The following is a 16,749-nucleotide window of genomic DNA, read 5'->3' on the forward strand; positions in this document are numbered from 1 at the left end:
CCCCACGCGGTGACGTTCAACCCCGTCTCGGCGTTGGTCGCCGAGGATAGACCCCGCTCAGCGGGGCGGCAACTTCTGCAGACGCTCGAGAATGTCGAGCACGACCATGCGCGGTGGCCGTTCGTCGGTTTCCACCACCAGGTCGGCAATCTCGCGATAGAGCGGGTCGCGTGTTTCAAGCAGGGCACGCAAGGTGGCTTCCGGATTGGCGGTGCGCAACAGCGGTCGGTTGCGGTCACGGGAGGTGCGCCCCACTTGCTGCTCCACCGAGGCATGCAGGTAGATCACCCGGCCACCGGCATGCAGCGCGGCACGGTTGGCGTCGCGCATCACTGCGCCGCCACCGGTCGCCAGAACCACACCATCAAGCGCGCAGAGTTCGGCGATCATCGCCTGCTCGCGGTCGCGAAAGCCCGGCTCGCCTTCCTTGTCGAAGATCCACGGTATGTTGGCGCCGGTTCGCAGCTCGATTTCCTTGTCGGAATCCTTGAACAGCAGGCGCAGCTCTTTGGCCAACAGGCGCCCGATGGTGCTTTTTCCAGCGCCCATGGGCCCTACAAGTATCAAATTTCGCACAGAATCAACGACTCACAGCAATCGCCTGGTCACTCATGATACGCGGAGTCAGGAAGACCAGCAGCTCGGATTTCTTCTCTTGTAATGCATCGCGTCGAAACAGCCGCCCAACATACGGCAGATCACCGAAAAATGGCACCTTGTCGACCACTTTGTTCTGCGACGTCGAGTACACGCCACCAATCACAATGGTCTGCCCATCGGCCACCCGGACCTTCGCCGTGACCTCATTCTTGCGGATCGGCGGCACATCGTTCAGCGCATTGATGAAGTCGGGCTCGTCCTTGGTCACACGCACATCCATCACTACCTTGCCATCCGGGGTGATCTGCGGCGTCACCTCCAGCGACAGGGAGGCCTCGCGAAAGGAAATCGAGGTGGCGCCACTGCGGGTGGTCTCCTGATACGGCACTTCGGTGCCCTTGAGTATGCGCGCAGTCTCCTTGTCGGCCGTGACCACCTTGGGCTGGGAGATGACCTCGCCATTGCCGCTCTTCTCCATGGCGCTGAGCTCCAGGTCCAGCAGAATGTCGCTGCGCAGCAACCCCACGCCGAGCCCGGCATTGGCCCGCTCGACCCCAAGGTCGACGAACAGGTCGCTACCCAGGCGACTGTCCACCCCATACAACGGGCCACCCCATCGCACGCCCAGCACCTTCTCGTAATCGACGCTGGCCTCGACGATACGCGCCTCGATCATGACCTGGCGCACCGGCACATCCAGTTGCGTCACCAGCCTGCGCAGCTCGGCAAGCCGTTCGCCAGGCTGGGTGACCACCAGCGTGTTGGTCCGCGCATCCACACTGAGGCTGCCGCGCCCCGTCAGAATGCCGTCATCGGCCAGGCTCGCCAGCAACAGCTCCGCCAGCTCGGTGGCCTTGGCATGAAAGACCGGGATCAATTCACGCCGCAAGGGCTCCAGCAACACCTCCTCGCCCATGCCCCGGGCCTGCCCGGCCAGTTCCGCAACGGGGGCGATCAGCAGCACATTGCCCTCCTGGCGCCTACCCAGCCCCTTGCTGCGCAGCACCAGGTCGAGCGCCTGCCCCCAGGGCACGTCCTCCAGGCGCAGGGTTATCCGTCCCTGCACCGAATCACTGGCAACCAGGTTGACGCCGGCGTGCTCGGCCATGACCTTAAGCACCGAGCGCAGCTCGACATCCTGGAAGTTGAGCGACATCGGCTCACCCTGAAGCTCCGCTGCCTGCACCGCCAGGATGCTCAACATCAACCCCACGCCGCTCAACCATCGTCTCGGCCTCATCCCTGACCTCTCCCTGCTCACGTTCTACAAGCACCAGATACCTGGAACGCGCCTGCCAACGCCCGCCAAGGTAGATCTGCTCGCGGACCTCCAGCCGATCGGCATCGATTGCCACCACGACCCCTTCATCCAACCCGAGCCGGTCACCTTGACCGACCCGATACACGTGCCCCGCCGAACGCAACAATGCCTGCCGGCGCCCTGACTGGGACAGGCTTCCGACCATTTCCAGTCGCGCCAAGGGAATATGCCGCAGCTCTTTACCCTGTGTGGCGGGCAACCAGGCCTGAAATGGGTCGAACGTGGCCTTCGACTGAGCAGCCTGGGCAGGTTCATCCGCCAAGGCAGCCGGCACGGGAAGCTCTTCCCCTGGGTGATAGGCATGTATCAGCAATCGTGCGCCAACCACCCCTGTGCCCTCTTCCTGCAAGGCCAACCTGAGATGGGGCACGTTCAGCAAACGCAACTGCTGTAGCCACTGCTCAAGCCATAAGCGCAACGCCGGGTAGCGCCCGTGCACGCTGATATCCAGAGGCTGCAGACGGTACCCTGCTGCCTGCAGCGCTTCGTTTACCTCGATGCGTTCGAACGACAGGCCATGCTCATGGCCCGACAAGGCCAACTGGTCAAGCAGTTCACTCATGCCCTCGCCCGCAGCCAGTCGCCATCGCAACGCTTGCAGACCCATCCTGGCTTGTTCCAGAGCCTGCTGCGCTCGCTCCAGCTCGACAAGTTTTCCCGCCCCATCCTCCAGGACGCCCTGTAGCTGCAACTGTCTCTGGACTGCCTCGGCATGCCTATTGAGCGGCTCACGCAGGCGGGCGAAATAACCCACAAAAGCCACCAGAAACAGCAACCCTGCTGCCACCATCCACCGGAACAACCGGGACCGGGCCGCCAGGCCCTGCCAATCCTGGGCCCACAGGCGGTTCATGACTCACCCGCCAACAAGCGCGCCGCCAGCAGGAATTCATCGCCCTGGCCATGACGCCGCAAGTGAACAAGCTGCAGGTCCCGTACCATCGCTACCTGCTCCAAGCCGCGCATAAGCCGGGCCACCACTGAAGCAGAGGCTGCCAATCCGGCAAGGCGCAGATGCCCGTCCTCCACACCCACCTCGGTCAAGCGCGCGCCTTCTGGCATTGCCTGCTCCAATGCGAGAAACAGCCCAGGCAACTGCGCTCGCGCTGCGTCCAGCGCAGACACCGCCGCTTGCTCGGCCGACAACGCATCCCGTGTTTCACGCAACTGGTCGATCTGCCGCAGCGAAGCGTCCAACCGCTCAACGGCCGCCTGCTGCGTGGCGACAACTTGCGCCTGTCTGGCCAGACGCGACCGCGCCGTTCGATCGAGCAACATGACCCCGCACAGCGCCACCACCAGCGTGGCGACCAGGGTGATCTGGAATCGCCGCACAACGCTTGCCCGGCGCTGTTCGCGCCAGGGCATCAGATTCAGTCGTCCTTTCATGCCAGGCCTCCCATTGCCAAGCCACAGACCAAGGCCATGGCGGCAGCGGGCACGCTGGCTTCATCGAATTCGCCGGCCAGAGGCCCCGGGCGGCCGACATGGCATTTCACGCCCAGACGCTCGGACAGCTCTGCTGCCCGAACCTCATCGGCGGCGGCCCCGAACAACACAACTTGCTCCAACGCGCCCTGGGCACCCGATTGCCAGAGCCCCTCGACAGCCTCGGCCCAACGCGCCACAGAGGGCACGACACAGCGCTGCCGATGCGGTATGTGGCCTCCCTGCCAACGATGCAGGACTACCTCGTCCCGCTCCAACTGCAGCAGCGCCGTGACGCTTGCCTGCGCCTCGGCCACCAATGCCCGGCGCAACGCAAAGCTGTCCACCTCCACGGCTACCAACTGCAGGCTGGCTTGCGCGAACACGCGCTCCAGTGGGTCGAGCTGACTTTGCCTACAGGCCACCACCAACACCTCGACCTGCCCGGCATCCTCCGCGCATGGGCCATACACCTGGAAATCCAGGGCAAGGTCTTCCACAGGAAAGGGAAACAGCTGCTCGGCCTGTGCAAGCAAGGCGGCTTCGACGCCATGGCCGGGCAACCCTGCAGGCAGGCGGCAAACCTTGCAGATGACCTGCGATGCCGGCAACGCCAGGGCGACCCGGGACTGCGAAGTCCGACACCTGGCATGTGCCTGTCGCAGTCCCGCGACCAGGCACTCCACCTCGTCACGCCCCAATGAACTGCCTGGCGCGTCACCAAGGCGCTCTTGCGCCCAACCCATCACCCGACAACCGCCACGCTGGCGGCGCAGGTGCAGCATTCGTATGGCGTCGGAGGCGATTTCCACCCCCAGCAGTGAACCGGCGTCCCTGCCAAAGCGTCCAAGCATCGCTGTTCCTTCCTGGTCATTGGCTGCCCGCCCCCTTGCGGCGCAGGCGGTCGTCGCTCGCCCCGGGCGGTCACCCGGCGGGGCGAAAAATGCTTATAATGGCCAGCGTTTTTCCTGCCCGCCGGCCCTGTGCGCAATCCACTCTCAACCTGGACACCCAAAAGCCTTGATACGCCTGCTGAAGTTCTTCTGGTGGTCTCTCGTCGCCGTCATCTGCGCGCTCGTACTCGGTGTGAGCGGTGCGTTTCTGTATCTTAGTCCCAGCCTGCCCTCGGTCGACGCGCTCAGAAGCGTCCAGTTGCAAATCCCCCTGAGGGTCTACAGCAGCGACGGCAAGCTGATCGCCGAGTTCGGCGAGATGCGGCGCTCGCCGATCAAGTTCCAGGAAATTCCCCCACAGTTCATCCAGGCGCTTCTGTCCGCTGAGGACGACAATTTCCTCAACCACTATGGCGTCGACCCTAGCAGCCTGATGCGCGCGGCCTCGCAGCTGGTCAAGTCCGGGCATATCCAGAGCGGCGGCAGCACCATCACCATGCAGGTGGCGAAGAACTTCTTCCTCACCAGCGAGCGCAGCTTCTCGCGCAAGACCAACGAGATTCTCCTGGCCCTGCAGATCGAGCGGGAATTGACCAAGGACGAAATTCTCGAGCTGTACGTCAACAAGATCTACCTGGGCAACCGTGCCTACGGCATCGACGCCGCGGCACAGGTGTACTACGGCAAGTCGATTCGCGACGTCAGCCTGGCGCAGATGGCCATGATCGCCGGCCTGCCCAAGGCTCCTTCGCGCTTCAACCCGCTGGCCAACCCGGTACGCGCCAAGGAGCGCCGCGACTGGATCCTCGGGCGCATGTACAAACTCGGCAAGATCGACGAAGCCAGCTACCAGGCCGCCCTGGCTGAACCGCTGAATGCCAGCTACCACGTACCGACCCCGGAAGTGAATGCGCCGTACGTCGCCGAGATGGCCCGCGCCGAGATGGTCGGTCGCTACGGCAGCGACGCCTATACCGAAGGCTTCCGGGTCACCACCACGGTGCCAAGCGACATGCAGCAGATGGCCAACAGCGCGGTCCTCAACGGCCTCAGCGAGTACGACGAACGCCACGGCTACCGCGGCCCCGAGGCGCGCTTCCCTGGCAAGACGCGTGCGGCCTGGCTGCAGGAGCTGAGCAAGCAACGTACCCTGGGCGGCCTGGAGCCCGCCATCGTCACCCAGGTCGAGAAGACCGGGTTGAAGGTGATGACCCGTGGCGGCCTGGAGGAAAACGTCGCCTGGGACACCATGAAATGGGCCCGCCCTTACCTCAACAGCAACTCGCAGGGGCGCTCGCCGCAATCAGCAGCCGACGTGGCCCAGGTCGGCGACCTGGTGCGCCTGCAACGCCAGGAGGATGGCAAGCTCAAGTTCAGCCAGGTTCCTGCCGCCCAGAGCGCGCTGGTCACCCTCGACCCTTACAACGGCGCCATCCGTGCGCTGGTCGGCGGTTTCTCCTTCGAGCAGAGCAACTACAACCGCGCCATGCAGGCCAAGCGCCAGCCAGGCTCGAGCTTCAAGCCTTTCGTCTATAGCGCCGCCCTGGACAACGGCTACACCGCCGCCAGCCTGGTCAACGATGCTCCGATCGTGTTCGTCGACGAGTACCTGGACAAAGTCTGGCGCCCGAAGAACGACACCAATACCTTCCTCGGCCCGATCCGCATGCGCGAAGCGCTGTACAAGTCGCGCAACCTCGTATCGATCCGCCTGTTGCAGGCGATGGGCGTGGATCGCACCATCGACTACATCGCCAAGTTCGGCTTCAACAAACAGGACCTGCCGCGCAACCTGTCGCTGGCACTGGGCACCGCGACACTCACGCCGATGGAGATCGCCACCGGCTGGAGCACCTTCGCCAACGGCGGCTACAAGATCAGCCCGTATCTGATCGAGCGTGTAGAGAGCCGCAACGGCGAAACCCTGTTCACCGCCAACCCGCCACGCGTGCCGCAGGGCAGCCAGGACCAGGCCGGCCTCGCCGCACCTGAGGCACCCATCAGCGCCGCTCCGATGCCAGGCGAGGCGCCGTTGGCCGCAGGCCAGATTACCCCGGCACCTCAAGTGCCCCAAGTGCCCGCCGTGGCCGAGCAGATCATCGACGGGCGCACCTCGTACATTCTCACCACCATGCTGCAGGACGTGATCAAGCGTGGTACCGGCCGTCGCGCCCTGGCCCTCGGCCGTTCGGACCTTGCGGGCAAGACCGGCACCACCAACGAATCCAAGGATGCCTGGTTCTCCGGCTACAACGCCGACTACGTCACCACCGTGTGGGTTGGCTTTGACCAGCCGGAAACCCTGGGGCGCCGCGAATACGGCGGCACCGTGGCCCTGCCGATCTGGATGAGCTTCATGGGCGCCGCGCTCAAGGGCATGCCCGAGCACCCACCTGCCGAACCCGAAGGCATCCTCAGCCTGCGCGTCGACCCAATCAGCGGCCGCGCCGCTACACCGAGCACGCCGAACGCCTACTTCGAACTGTTCAAGGCCGAGGACTCGCCACCGTCGGCGGACGAATTGGGCAACGGCGCAGCACCGGGCAGCCCGCTGCCGGCAGATGAAGCAGCGCCGATGGATCTCTTTTAAGCTGCAAGCTGATGGGCGCCGCCCTGTCGCTTGAAGCTTAAAACTCGAAGCAAAAAAAACCGGCTCATATGAGCCGGTTCTTTTTTGCGTTCTGCTTTAGCCGTTGAACACGTCATCCACGCTCTTGAGCGGGTAGTGCTTCGGATACGGCAGGGTAGCCACACCGGACTCGATGGCGGCCTTGGCCACGGCATCGGAAACCACGGTGATCAGGCGAGCGTCCAGCGGCTTCGGAATGATGTACTCACGGCCGAACTCCAGGGCTTGCACGCCATAGGCTTCGCAGACTTCCTTCGGCACCGGCAGCTTGGCCAGGTCCTTCAGGGCGATGGCGGCAGCGATCTTCATCTCTTCGTTGATGCGCTTGGCGCGAACGTCCAGGGCACCACGGAAGATGAACGGGAAGCCCAGTACGTTGTTGACCTGGTTCGGATAGTCGGAACGACCGGTGGCCATGATCACGTCGCTGCGGGTGGCGTGAGCCAGCTCCGGGGCGATTTCCGGGTCCGGGTTCGAGCAGGCGAACACGATCGGGTTGGCGGCCATCGACTTCAGGCCTTCGGCGCTCAGCAGGTTCGGGCCGGACAAGCCGACGAACACGTCTGCGCCGTCCAGGGCATCAGCCAGAGTGCGCTTGTCGGTGGCGTGGGCGAACTGGGCCTTGTACTGGTTCAGGTCGTCGCGGCCAGCGTGGATCACGCCGCTGCGGTCGATCATGAAGATGTTCTCGACCTTGGCACCCATGCTCACCAGCAGTTTCATGCAGGAGATGGCCGCGGCACCGGCGCCCAGGCAGACGATCTTGGCGTCTTCGAGCTTCTTGCCGGCGATTTCCAGGGCGTTGATCATGCCGGCCGCGGTAACGATCGCGGTGCCGTGCTGGTCATCGTGGAAGACCGGAATGTCGCACTGCTCGATCAGCGTGCGCTCGATCTCGAAGCACTCAGGTGCCTTGATGTCTTCCAGGTTGATGCCGCCGAAGGTGATGGAGATGCGGCGAACGGTGTCGATGAAGGCTTGCGGGCTCTCCGACTCGACTTCGATATCGAACACGTCGATACCGGCGAAACGCTTGAACAGAACACCCTTGCCTTCCATGACCGGCTTGGAGGCCAGCGGGCCGAGATCACCCAGACCGAGGATGGCGGTGCCATCGGAGATCACCGCAACCAGGTTGCCCTTGCCGGTGTACTTGTAGGCCAGCTCCGGATCACGGCCGATCTCGCGCACAGGCTCGGCGACACCCGGGCTGTAGGCCAGGGCGAGGTCACGGGCGGTGGCGGTTGGCTTGGAGAGCTCGACGCTCAGTTTCCCCGGACGAGGCTGAGCGTGGTATTCGAGAGCGGCGGTTTTCAGGTCTGACATGATGGGCATTCCGCTATTTACTGTTCTGACGGACCGCCGAGGATACGCAAAGAGCCGGGGGGCGACAAGACTGCCCGGTCACTATGTGTCAAGGCCTTTGGCCTACGACTTTACGCTATAACCCACGGGGCTTACGGGAGCCAGTGTGTACAATCCAATAGCAAAATGTCTACAACTATTTAGCCAGAAACAAGCGCCAACATGCTCGGATCGGTCAATGGCAACAGCCAGCGTCGCTGCCCAGGCTTGAGCCCGCCCTTGCGGGAACGATCCAGCACCCAGCCACGCGCCTCGACCTGGCGTCCCTTGAGGTTAGCGAAGAAGCTGGCGGGGAAGTGGCGCTGCAGACGAGCGGGAACCTGCAGGACCACGTTCTCGTCAAGCTCCAGCCAGATGCCGCTGCGATTACGCTCGATCCCGTTGATCCTGCCGCCGACTACTGCGAATCCGGATTGCCGCACATCGCGCCCACGCGTGACCGGTGACTGTCGCCACAGCCCTGCCCTGGCCTTGCGCGCCTGCTGCTCGGCCTGCTGCTGACAACCCGACAGTTGCACGTTGGGTGCAATGGCCACCTGGTAGCCCAGGCCCTCGCTGAGCAGTTGTGCTTCCAGATTGTTGCCAGTGCGGCCATAGATATGCGCCAGGATGCGGCCGTACTTGTCCTTGGGTTCGACGCCCGGCACCAGCCCGACACGGCCATCGCTGGCCTTCACCAGCGCCTGCAGGCGCTTTTTGGCAGCCTCGGCATAAGGTTCGCTGGAGCGCCCCTTGCGGCCGATTTCGGGGGCGTTGATACCAATCAACCGCACGCTGCGCCCATCGCTCAGGCGCAAGGTGTCGCCATCGACCACGTGACGTACCGCCACCGCTTGCACCCTGTCGGGCCTCGGGCAGAAGGCCAGGGCCGGGAAATGCCAGATCGCGGCCACAAAAAAGGCGCCCACAAGGGGCGCCTTCTTTTGCAACAGCGCGAACCCCGAAGGCTTCGCCATGTGCATGATTACTTCTTGGCACCGAACATGCCGAAGCGATCGGCGAACTTCTGTACGCGGCCGCCGGTGTCCAGGACTTTCTGCTTACCGGTGTAGAACGGGTGGCACAGGTTGCAAACGTCGATCGCCAGGACGCTGCCCATGGTCGAACGAGTTTCAAACTTGTTGCCGCAGCTGCAGGTGACTGCAACTACTTCGTAGTTCGGATGAATATCTGCTTTCATGGTCACTTCCTCGAGCTGCGTGCCGCCACCCAACACCTATTGTTGAATACCGCACGTAATTAGGCGGCGAATAATACCAGAGAGCGGCCGTAGCGCAAGTTGTCGCTTGCACCGACCGTCGTCTGCTAGGCTCGCCTGATTTGTGAAACGCCCTCCAGAGACCTTCCGCGTGTCCGACGTCATTCTGCGCCTTGCCCTGCCCTCGCCCCTGCGTCGCCTGTTCGACTACCGGGCGCCCGCGAGCATGGCGCGCCAGGCACTGACGCCCGGCATGCGCATCCGCGTGCCGTTCGGCCGCCGCGAGATGATCGGGGTGCTGGTAGAAGTCGCCGAGCACAGCGAAGTGCCTGCCGACAAGCTCAAGCCAGCCAGCGCCCTGCTCGACCCTGTCTCACCCCTGCCGCCGGCATTGTTCAAGCTGTGCCTGTGGACGGCCCAGTACTACCAGCACAGCCTGGGCGACACCCTCAACTGGGCCCTACCCACTCTGCTGCGCCAGGGCGAACCGGCCGAGGCACGCCAGGAACGCTTCTGGCATGTCGCGCCCGGTGCGCGCCTGGAAGACCCCCGCATCGCCCGTGCCCCGCGCCAGCGCGACGCCCTCAAGACCCTGTCGCAGCACCCCCACGGCGTGGCCCACAGCCTGTTGAGCAAGCTTGGCCTGAACAAAGACAGCCTCGACCTGCTGCTGGCCAAGGAGATGGTGGAAGTCGAAGTACGCCGCCACCTGCCGGCCGCGCGCCACGAGCACTGGCTGGCCCAACCGGAACTACCGCTCAACGAAGAACAGCGCGCTGCTTTCGAGGCTGTGCGCTCGGGCTTCGGTGCCTTCCATGCCTACCTGTTGGCCGGCGTCACCGGTAGCGGCAAGACCGAGGTCTACCTGCAGCTGATCCGCGAAACGCTCGAGGCCGGCAAGCAGGCCCTGATCCTGATCCCCGAGATCAATCTCGGCCCGCAGACCCTGCAACGCTTCGAGCAGCGCTTCAACGCGCGCATCGCCCTGCTGCATTCTGCGGTGGGCGATCGCGAGCGCCTGGACGCCTGGCTGGCGGCACGTGATGGCGATGCGGACATCATCATCGGCACCCGTTCGGCGCTGTTCACCCCGATGAAGAACCCGGGCCTGATCATCATCGACGAAGAGCACGACGGCTCCTATAAACAGCAGGAAGGCCTGCGCTACCACGCCCGCGACCTGGCCGTGGTGCGTGCGCACCAGGAGAACATCCCGATCCTGTTGGGCTCGGCCACACCGTCGCTGGAAAGCCTGCACAACGCCCACAGTGGCCGCTACGGCCTGCTGCGCATGAACCAGCGCGCCGGCGGCGCCAAGGCGCCCCGCTTCCTGCGCCTGGACGTACGCAGCCTGCCACTGGACAGCGGCATCAGCGGCCCGTTGCAGCAGGCCATCCGCCAGACACTCGAGGCCGGCCAGCAGGTGCTGGTGTTCCTCAACCGCCGCGGCTTCGCCCCCACATTGCTGTGCCACGACTGCGGCTGGCTCTCCGAATGCCCACGTTGCGATGCGCGCATGACCGTGCACCAGCGCTCCGCCGTGCTGCGCTGCCACCATTGCGGCTACGACGAGCGCCTGCCGCTGCAGTGCCCGCAATGCGCCCACGTCGACCTGCGTCCCGTGGGCGCCGGTACCGAGCGTGCCGAGGAGCGCCTGAAAGTGCTGTTCCCGGACTACCCGATCCTGCGCGTGGACCGCGACAGCACCTCGCGCAAGGACGCCATGCACAACCTGTTCGCCACTATCCAGCGTGGGCAGCCGAGCATCCTGGTCGGCACCCAGATGTTGGCCAAGGGGCATCATTTCCCTCGCGTCACCCTGGTCGCGATCCTCGATGCCGACGGCGGGCTGTTCTCCGGCGACTTTCGCGCCGGCGAACACATGGCCCAGCTGATCGTCCAGGTGGCCGGCAGGGCCGGGCGCGCCGAGGAACCGGGCAAAGTCATCGTGCAGACCCACCTGGCAGACCACCCGTTACTGGTGCAGTTGACCGAACAGGGCTACTTCGCCTTTGCCGAACAGGCCTTGAGCGAGCGCCGTGCGGCCGGACTGCCGCCGTTCGCCCACCTGGCACTGCTGCGCGCCGACGCGCACAAGCCGGGCCAGGCGGAAGGCTTCCTTGACGAAGCCTGCGCCGCTGCCGAGCGCATACTTGCCGAGCAGGGCCTGCACGGCATCGAGTTGCTCGGCCCGGTGCCGGCCCCCATGGAGCGACGGGCGGGCAGATTCCGTGCGCAACTATTGCTCCAAGCCAATGCCCGTGCCCCCCTGCATCGACTGATCAGTGCCTGGTTGCTAGTGTTGGAGCAGATGCCATCGGGGCGGCAAGTGCGCTGGTCGCTGGACGTCGATCCGGTCGACCTTTACTGACTGTTTGAGGTTTGGCGTAGGAGCGGGCTCGCCCCAAAAGGTTGGCAACCCGCCCCCGGCAACGGATAATGCCCAGTTTTTCCACCTGCGCATCGAAGCGCTCCACCGCGCTTGCGGTCGAAAAGAGAACCCCATGAAAGACACCATTCGCCAGCTGATCCAGCAAGCCCTCACCCAACTCGTCGCCGACGGTGTGCTGCCTGAAGGGCTGACGCCGGCGATCCAGGTGGAAAACGCCCGGGACAAGACCCACGGCGATTTCGCCAGCAACATCGCCATGATGCTGGCCAAGCCGGCCGGCATGAAGCCGCGCGACCTGGCCGAGAAGATCATCGCCGCCCTGCCGGCCAGCGCCGACATAAGCAAGGTCGAGATCGCCGGCCCCGGCTTCCTCAATTTCTTCCAGAACACCGAAGCGCTGGCAGGGCGCCTCGACGCTGCCCTGGCCGATGGCCATCTGGGCGTGCGCAAGGCCGGCCCGGCGGAAAAGGTGGTGATCGACATGTCGGCACCGAACCTGGCGAAGGAGATGCACGTCGGCCACCTGCGTTCGACCATCATCGGCGACAGCGTTGCACGGGTACTGGAGTTCCTCGGTGACGACGTCATCCGCCAGAACCACGTGGGTGACTGGGGTACCCAGTTCGGCATGCTCATGGCCTACCTCCAGGAAAACCCGATCACCAGTGACGAGCTGTCGGATCTGGAGAACTTCTACCGCGCGGCGAAGAAACGCTTCGACGAGTCCGAGGAGTTCGCCACCCGCGCCCGCGGGCTGGTGGTCAAGCTGCAGGCCGGTGATCCCGAGTGCCTGGCGCTGTGGACGCGCTTCAAGGACATCTCCCTGTCGCACTGCCAGAAGACCTACGAATTGCTCAACGTCAAGCTGACCATGGCCGACGTGATGGGTGAGAGCGCCTACAACGACGACCTGGCCAACGTGGTCGCCGACCTCAAGGCCAAGGGTCTGCTGGTCGAGGACCAAGGCGCCCAATGCGTGTTCCTCGAAGAGTTCAAGAATGCCGAAGGCGAGCCACTGCCGGTGATCGTGCAGAAGGCCGATGGCGGCTATCTGTACGCCACCACCGACCTGGCCGCCGTGCGCTACCGCAGCAACAAGCTGCAGGCCGACCGCGCCCTGTACTTCGTCGACCAGCGCCAGGCCCTGCACTTCAACCAGGTGTTCGAAGTGGCCCGCCGCGCAGGCTTTGTCGGCCACCCGATGAAGATGGAACACATGGGCTTCGGCACCATGAACGGCGCCGATGGCCGCCCGTTCAAGACCCGCGATGGCGGTACCGTCAAGCTGATCGACCTGCTCACCGAGGCCAAGGACCGCGCCTATGCGCTGGTCAAGGAGAAGAACCCGTCGCTGGCCGAGGACGAGCTGCGCCACATCGGTGAAGTGGTCGGCATCGGCGCGGTCAAGTACGCCGACCTGTCGAAGCACCGCACCAGCGACTACAGCTTCAACTTCGAACTGATGTTGAACTTCGAGGGCAACACCGCGCCGTACCTGCTGTACGCCTACACCCGCGTGGCCGGCGTGTTCCGCAAGCTCGGCAAGGGCTTCGACGAAGTCGATGGCAGCATCGTCCTGCAGGCAGCGCACGAGCAGGACCTGGCCGCGCGCCTGGCGCAGTTCGGCGAAATCCTCAATAACGTCGCCGAAAAAGGCACGCCTCACGTGCTGTGTACCTACCTGTACGACCTCGCCGGCCTGTTCTCCAGCTTCTACGAGAACTGCCCGATCCTTTCTGCCGAAACCGCCGAACAACAGCAAAGCCGCCTGCGCCTGGCTGCCCTGACCGGTCGCACCCTCAAACAGGGCCTGGAGCTGCTTGGCCTGGAAACCCTGGAGCGCATGTAAGTTGGCTGCAAAGAAAAAGCCCGCGCCCAAGCGCGGCGCCAGCCGCCACCAGCCACCCGCCAAGCAGCCGATCCCCGGCTGGGTGTGGCTGGCGGTCGGCCTGACCGTGGGGGCGTTCATCGTCTTCCTGATGAAACTCGAGCCCGGTGGCGCTGATATCAAGCGCACCAAGCCCGAGCAACATAAGCAGGAGAAGGTCGCCGAAGCGAGCAAGACCACCACACCGACGCCCCAGCAACCAGTGAAGCCGAAGTATGACTTCTACACCCTGCTGCCGGAGTCGGAAGTGATCGTGCCGCCCGAGGCCGTGCCGGAGAAAACCCCGCCGGTGCCGGCACAACCGCCCGTGCCAAGCACGCCGGTCACCCCTGCGGAAGCGGCGAAGATCGATACCGCCCGCGCCCAGGCCGCCCTGCTGGGCCAGACACCGCCACCGGCACCACCGGTGATCAAGCCAGCGGCCACGACCCAGTTCTTCCTGCAGGCCGGATCGTTCCGCAAGCAGGCCGATGCCGACAAGGTCCGTGCGCAGATCATCCTGCTTGGCCAGGCGGTCAAGGTTGAGTCAGGCACGGTGAAGGAAGAGACCTGGTACCGCGTGATGGTCGGCCCGTTCAGCAACCGCGAACAGTTGACCGTGGCGCAGAAACAACTGGCCGGGGCAGGTTTCAGCAACCTGCTGCTGCAACAGCGGCGTCAGTAATGAAAAAGGCCTTGCCGCTCGTAGCGACAAGGCCTTTTTTCATACCCGGCGACGCTCGGCGTTGACCTGGGAAATCTGGCTGTTGAGCGTCCAGAAGTCATACAGCACGCCCAACAGGAACAACCCGCCGGTGAACAGGTAGATCAGCGCGCTGATCCACTTACCCTGATACAGCCGATGCACGCCGAAGATGCCGAGGAAGGTCAGGAGTATCCACGCCAGGTTGTAGTCCACGCCGCCCGACTCGAAACGCATGTCGGCCTCACGGTCCATCGACGGGATCAGGAACAGGTCGATCAGCCAGCCGATGCCCAGCAGGCCCAGGGTGAAGAACCAGAGGGTTCCGGTGATCGGCTTGCCGTAGTAGAAGCGGTGCGAGCCGGTGAAGCCGAAGATCCACAGCAGGTAGCCGAGAACTTTGCTATGGGTGTCGTGCGAGGGGGTACCCTGTTGATAACCATTCATTCGAAGCCCTCGTGGGATAGCCGAAAATTTTCTAAGGAAAAATGTGACTTTTTCGTTTTGACCCGACATATGGTACGTGCTTGAGCGACCAACGGATCAGAATCTGATCAAAAAGCTGTTATAAAGTTGCGCGCCAACACTTATAAGAGCTTCATCTATGCCACCTTTTATCAAGACATGGCTGACCCTCTGCCTTTTGTTACCCCTGGCCGCCCACGCCACCAACCGTGAGCAACGACTTCCCAGCGGATTCACCGGCTATACGACCAACGCCGATGCCACGGTGAAACGCACCCCGATCCAGTATCGCAGCAGTTCCGTGCGCGCTCGCCCGGCCAACGCCGCCAAGCAGCAACAAGCTGTGGGCATGCAGGCCGTGGCCATGTCACCCAAACAGAGCAGCGAAGTGCTCAGCCGCGCCGTGAACGTACTGGGTACGCCCTATCGCTGGGGCGGCAGCAGCCCGAAGAAGGGCTTCGATTGCAGCGGCCTGGTCAAGTACGCGTTCAACGATGTGGCCGATGTCGACCTGCCGCGCACCTCCAACGCGATGGCTCAGGGCCAGGGCGTCAAGGTGGCCAAGAGCGATCTCAAGCCGGGCGACCTGATCTTCTTCAACATCAAGAGTCGCCGGGTCAATCACGTAGCCATCTACCTGGGCAACGATCGCTTCATCCACGCGCCACGCACTGGCAAGCGGGTGAGTATCGACAGCCTGGAAAAACCCTATTGGCAAAAGCACTACGTGGTCGCCAAGCGCGTCCTGCCCAAAAACCAGCAGACGCTGGCCCTGGCCAAGCGCTAGACCGTCAATCGCGGACTTGCTCCGCGATTGCGCCCCAGCATGCAGCAGTGCTAATCAACCAGCCCTTTCTGCCTGAGCGCCTGCATCGCCCCTTCCATCGTCCGCATTCCCAGCGCCGCACCCGCCTGCATCACCGACTGCAGCTGTGCCATGCCCCCCTCGCGAATCAGGTTGCGCACCGCCGGCGTCGCTATCAGCACCTCCCGTGCCGCGACCCTGCCGCCGCCCACCCGTCTGACCAGCACCTGAGCCACCACCAGGCGCAGTGATTCGGCCAGCATCATGCGCACCAGCGGCTTCTCCTCGGCCGCGAACACCTCCACCAGCCGGTCGATGCTGCTCACCGCCGAGCGGGTGTGCACCGTTGCCAGCACCAGGTGCCCGGTTTCTGCCGCGCGCAACGCCAGACGGATACTCTCCAGATCACGCAACTCACCCACCATGATCACATCCGGGTCCTGGCGCAGGGCACTGCGCAGCCCTTGGGCGAAGTCACGGCTGTGCACGCCGATCTCCCGCTGATTGACCAGGCAAGCCTGGCCGCTGTGGATAAATTCGATAGGGTCTTCAAGGGTGATGACCTGTAACGCGCGTTCGCGATTGATCTGATCGAGCAGCGCCGCCAGGGTGCTGGACTTGCCGCTACCCGTCGGCCCGCCCACCAGCACCAGGCCATCCCGGCACTGCGCAACGGCTTGATACACATCGTTCAGATCAAGTTCATCGAGGCTCGGGACCCGCGCCGGGATCAGCCGCACGCTTGCGCCCAGCCCATTGCGCTGGCGGAACAGGTTCAAGCGCAGCCGCCCCACGCCGGGCAAGCTCAGCGCCAGGTCCAGTTCATCACCGCTTAGCCATTGCCGCCGCTGCCGGTCATCGAGCAGGCCGGCCATTCCCTGCTCCAGAGCTGCGCAGGTCAGCACCGGCACCGCCAGGCGCTGCAGCTCGCCATCCAGGCGCAGCAACGGCGGCTCGCCCACGGCCAGGTGCAGATCGCTGGCGCCCGCGGCCACGGCCCGGCCCAGCAGGTCGGTCACATCCATGAGACTCCCCAACGGCGATCAAGCAGGTAGAATGCCGCAGACCCCAAAGCCGTCGGCG

General features: G+C 64.1%; 15 protein-coding genes. 5 read left to right on the forward strand and 10 right to left on the reverse strand.

Features of this window, described 5'->3' with window-relative positions; genetic code table 11:
* Positions 1 to 57 precede the first annotated feature (57 nt).
* Genes aroK through pilM form a run of 5 tightly spaced genes read right to left on the reverse strand, consistent with a single transcriptional unit; the run spans position 58 to position 4,203 of the window.
* Positions 58 to 576 (reverse strand): shikimate kinase AroK, encoded by a 519-nt coding sequence (gene aroK / locus ACVWY1_RS15110; protein WP_038706967.1) that lies wholly within the window; start codon positions 574 to 576, stop codon positions 58 to 60.
* Between the two features lie 4 nt (positions 577 to 580).
* Complete coding sequence (locus tag ACVWY1_RS15115) at positions 581 to 1,804, reverse strand: type IV pilus secretin PilQ (protein WP_277502236.1); 1,224 nt, start codon at positions 1,802 to 1,804, stop codon at positions 581 to 583.
* Positions 1,761 to 2,774 (reverse strand): pilus assembly protein PilP, encoded by a 1,014-nt coding sequence (locus ACVWY1_RS15120; protein ID WP_457378458.1) that lies wholly within the window; start codon positions 2,772 to 2,774, stop codon positions 1,761 to 1,763. The genes ACVWY1_RS15115 and ACVWY1_RS15120 overlap by 44 nt, the downstream gene beginning before the upstream one ends.
* The gene (locus ACVWY1_RS15125) at positions 2,771 to 3,310 is read right to left on the reverse strand and encodes a PilN domain-containing protein (protein WP_277502238.1); all 540 of its coding nucleotides are present in this window, start codon (positions 3,308 to 3,310) and stop codon (positions 2,771 to 2,773) included. The genes ACVWY1_RS15120 and ACVWY1_RS15125 overlap by 4 nt, the downstream gene beginning before the upstream one ends.
* Entirely contained in the window at positions 3,307 to 4,203 is an 897-nt protein-coding gene (gene pilM, locus ACVWY1_RS15130) for a type IV pilus biogenesis protein PilM (RefSeq protein ID WP_457378459.1), read from the reverse strand. Before pilM ends, ACVWY1_RS15125 begins: the two co-directional genes overlap by 4 nt.
* A gap of 169 nt (positions 4,204 to 4,372) precedes the next feature.
* Here pilM and ACVWY1_RS15135 point away from each other — a divergent pair, with 169 nt between their 5' ends.
* Positions 4,373 to 6,832 carry a penicillin-binding protein 1A gene (locus tag ACVWY1_RS15135; RefSeq protein WP_457378487.1) on the forward strand — a complete coding sequence of 820 codons (2,460 nt, stop codon included), beginning with the start codon at positions 4,373 to 4,375 and terminating at the stop codon, positions 6,830 to 6,832.
* Positions 6,833 to 6,928: 96 nt separating this feature from the next.
* On the opposite strand, the gene ACVWY1_RS15140 is transcribed toward ACVWY1_RS15135, so the two are convergent.
* The 3 genes from ACVWY1_RS15140 to rpmE all read right to left on the reverse strand — a co-directional run bounded on the left by ACVWY1_RS15140 (position 6,929) and on the right by rpmE (position 9,416).
* Positions 6,929 to 8,197, reverse strand: coding sequence for a malic enzyme-like NAD(P)-binding protein (locus ACVWY1_RS15140; RefSeq protein WP_046853841.1), 1,269 nt, complete (start codon positions 8,195 to 8,197; stop codon positions 6,929 to 6,931).
* 179 nt (positions 8,198 to 8,376) lie between these two features.
* Positions 8,377 to 9,198, reverse strand: a complete 822-nt coding sequence (locus ACVWY1_RS15145; protein ID WP_457378460.1) for a thermonuclease family protein — start codon at positions 9,196 to 9,198, stop codon at positions 8,377 to 8,379.
* 2 nt (positions 9,199 to 9,200) lie between these two features.
* A complete protein-coding gene (gene rpmE, locus ACVWY1_RS15150) occupies positions 9,201 to 9,416 on the reverse strand; it encodes a 50S ribosomal protein L31 (RefSeq protein WP_031315083.1) in 216 nt (71 codons plus the stop codon).
* Between the two features lie 169 nt (positions 9,417 to 9,585).
* Here rpmE and ACVWY1_RS15155 point away from each other — a divergent pair, with 169 nt between their 5' ends.
* The 3 genes from ACVWY1_RS15155 (at position 9,586) to ACVWY1_RS15165 (ending at position 14,378) form a co-directional block, all read left to right on the forward strand.
* Positions 9,586 to 11,805 carry a primosomal protein N' gene (locus ACVWY1_RS15155; protein WP_111532006.1) on the forward strand — a complete coding sequence of 740 codons (2,220 nt, stop codon included), beginning with the start codon at positions 9,586 to 9,588 and terminating at the stop codon, positions 11,803 to 11,805.
* A gap of 133 nt (positions 11,806 to 11,938) precedes the next feature.
* Positions 11,939 to 13,675: an arginine--tRNA ligase gene (argS, locus tag ACVWY1_RS15160; protein WP_277502241.1), complete on the forward strand. Its 1,737-nt coding sequence runs from the start codon at positions 11,939 to 11,941 to the stop codon at positions 13,673 to 13,675.
* A gap of 1 nt (position 13,676) precedes the next feature.
* Complete coding sequence (locus tag ACVWY1_RS15165; protein ID WP_102681779.1) at positions 13,677 to 14,378, forward strand: SPOR domain-containing protein; 702 nt, start codon at positions 13,677 to 13,679, stop codon at positions 14,376 to 14,378.
* Between the two features lie 39 nt (positions 14,379 to 14,417).
* On the opposite strand, the gene ACVWY1_RS15170 is transcribed toward ACVWY1_RS15165, so the two are convergent.
* A complete protein-coding gene (locus tag ACVWY1_RS15170; RefSeq protein WP_457378461.1) occupies positions 14,418 to 14,843 on the reverse strand; it encodes an NINE protein in 426 nt (141 codons plus the stop codon).
* A 157-nt stretch (positions 14,844 to 15,000) separates the two neighbouring features.
* Between ACVWY1_RS15170 and ACVWY1_RS15175 the strand changes: the two genes are divergently transcribed.
* A complete protein-coding gene (locus ACVWY1_RS15175; RefSeq protein WP_102681781.1) occupies positions 15,001 to 15,648 on the forward strand; it encodes a C40 family peptidase in 648 nt (215 codons plus the stop codon).
* Between the two features lie 50 nt (positions 15,649 to 15,698).
* Here the strand turns inward: ACVWY1_RS15175 and ACVWY1_RS15180 are convergent, their stop codons facing one another.
* Positions 15,699 to 16,691 carry a type IV pilus twitching motility protein PilT gene (locus tag ACVWY1_RS15180; protein ID WP_457378462.1) on the reverse strand — a complete coding sequence of 331 codons (993 nt, stop codon included), beginning with the start codon at positions 16,689 to 16,691 and terminating at the stop codon, positions 15,699 to 15,701.
* Between the last annotated feature and the right edge of the window lie 58 nt (positions 16,692 to 16,749).

This window comes from Pseudomonas sp. TE6288 (assembly GCF_054062095.1).

Excerpts from the sequence above, each read along its gene's own strand:
- ACVWY1_RS15175 (WP_102681781.1), top strand. The coding sequence starts at position 15,001 with ATGCCACCTTTTATCAAGACATGGCTGACCCTCTGCCTTTTGTTACCC.
- ACVWY1_RS15140 (WP_046853841.1), bottom strand. The coding sequence starts at position 8,197 with ATGTCAGACCTGAAAACCGCCGCTCTCGAATACCACGCTCAGCCTCGT.
- ACVWY1_RS15125 (WP_277502238.1), bottom strand. The coding sequence starts at position 3,310 with ATGAAAGGACGACTGAATCTGATGCCCTGGCGCGAACAGCGCCGGGCA.
- ACVWY1_RS15145 (WP_457378460.1), bottom strand. The coding sequence starts at position 9,198 with ATGCACATGGCGAAGCCTTCGGGGTTCGCGCTGTTGCAAAAGAAGGCG.
- pilM (WP_457378459.1), bottom strand. The coding sequence starts at position 4,203 with ATGCTTGGACGCTTTGGCAGGGACGCCGGTTCACTGCTGGGGGTGGAA.
- ACVWY1_RS15180 (WP_457378462.1), bottom strand. The coding sequence starts at position 16,691 with ATGGATGTGACCGACCTGCTGGGCCGGGCCGTGGCCGCGGGCGCCAGC.
- ACVWY1_RS15115 (WP_277502236.1), bottom strand. The coding sequence starts at position 1,804 with ATGTTGAGCATCCTGGCGGTGCAGGCAGCGGAGCTTCAGGGTGAGCCG.
- argS (WP_277502241.1), top strand. The coding sequence starts at position 11,939 with ATGAAAGACACCATTCGCCAGCTGATCCAGCAAGCCCTCACCCAACTC.
- rpmE (WP_031315083.1), bottom strand. The coding sequence starts at position 9,416 with ATGAAAGCAGATATTCATCCGAACTACGAAGTAGTTGCAGTCACCTGC.
- ACVWY1_RS15170 (WP_457378461.1), bottom strand. The coding sequence starts at position 14,843 with ATGAATGGTTATCAACAGGGTACCCCCTCGCACGACACCCATAGCAAA.
- ACVWY1_RS15120 (WP_457378458.1), bottom strand. The coding sequence starts at position 2,774 with ATGAACCGCCTGTGGGCCCAGGATTGGCAGGGCCTGGCGGCCCGGTCC.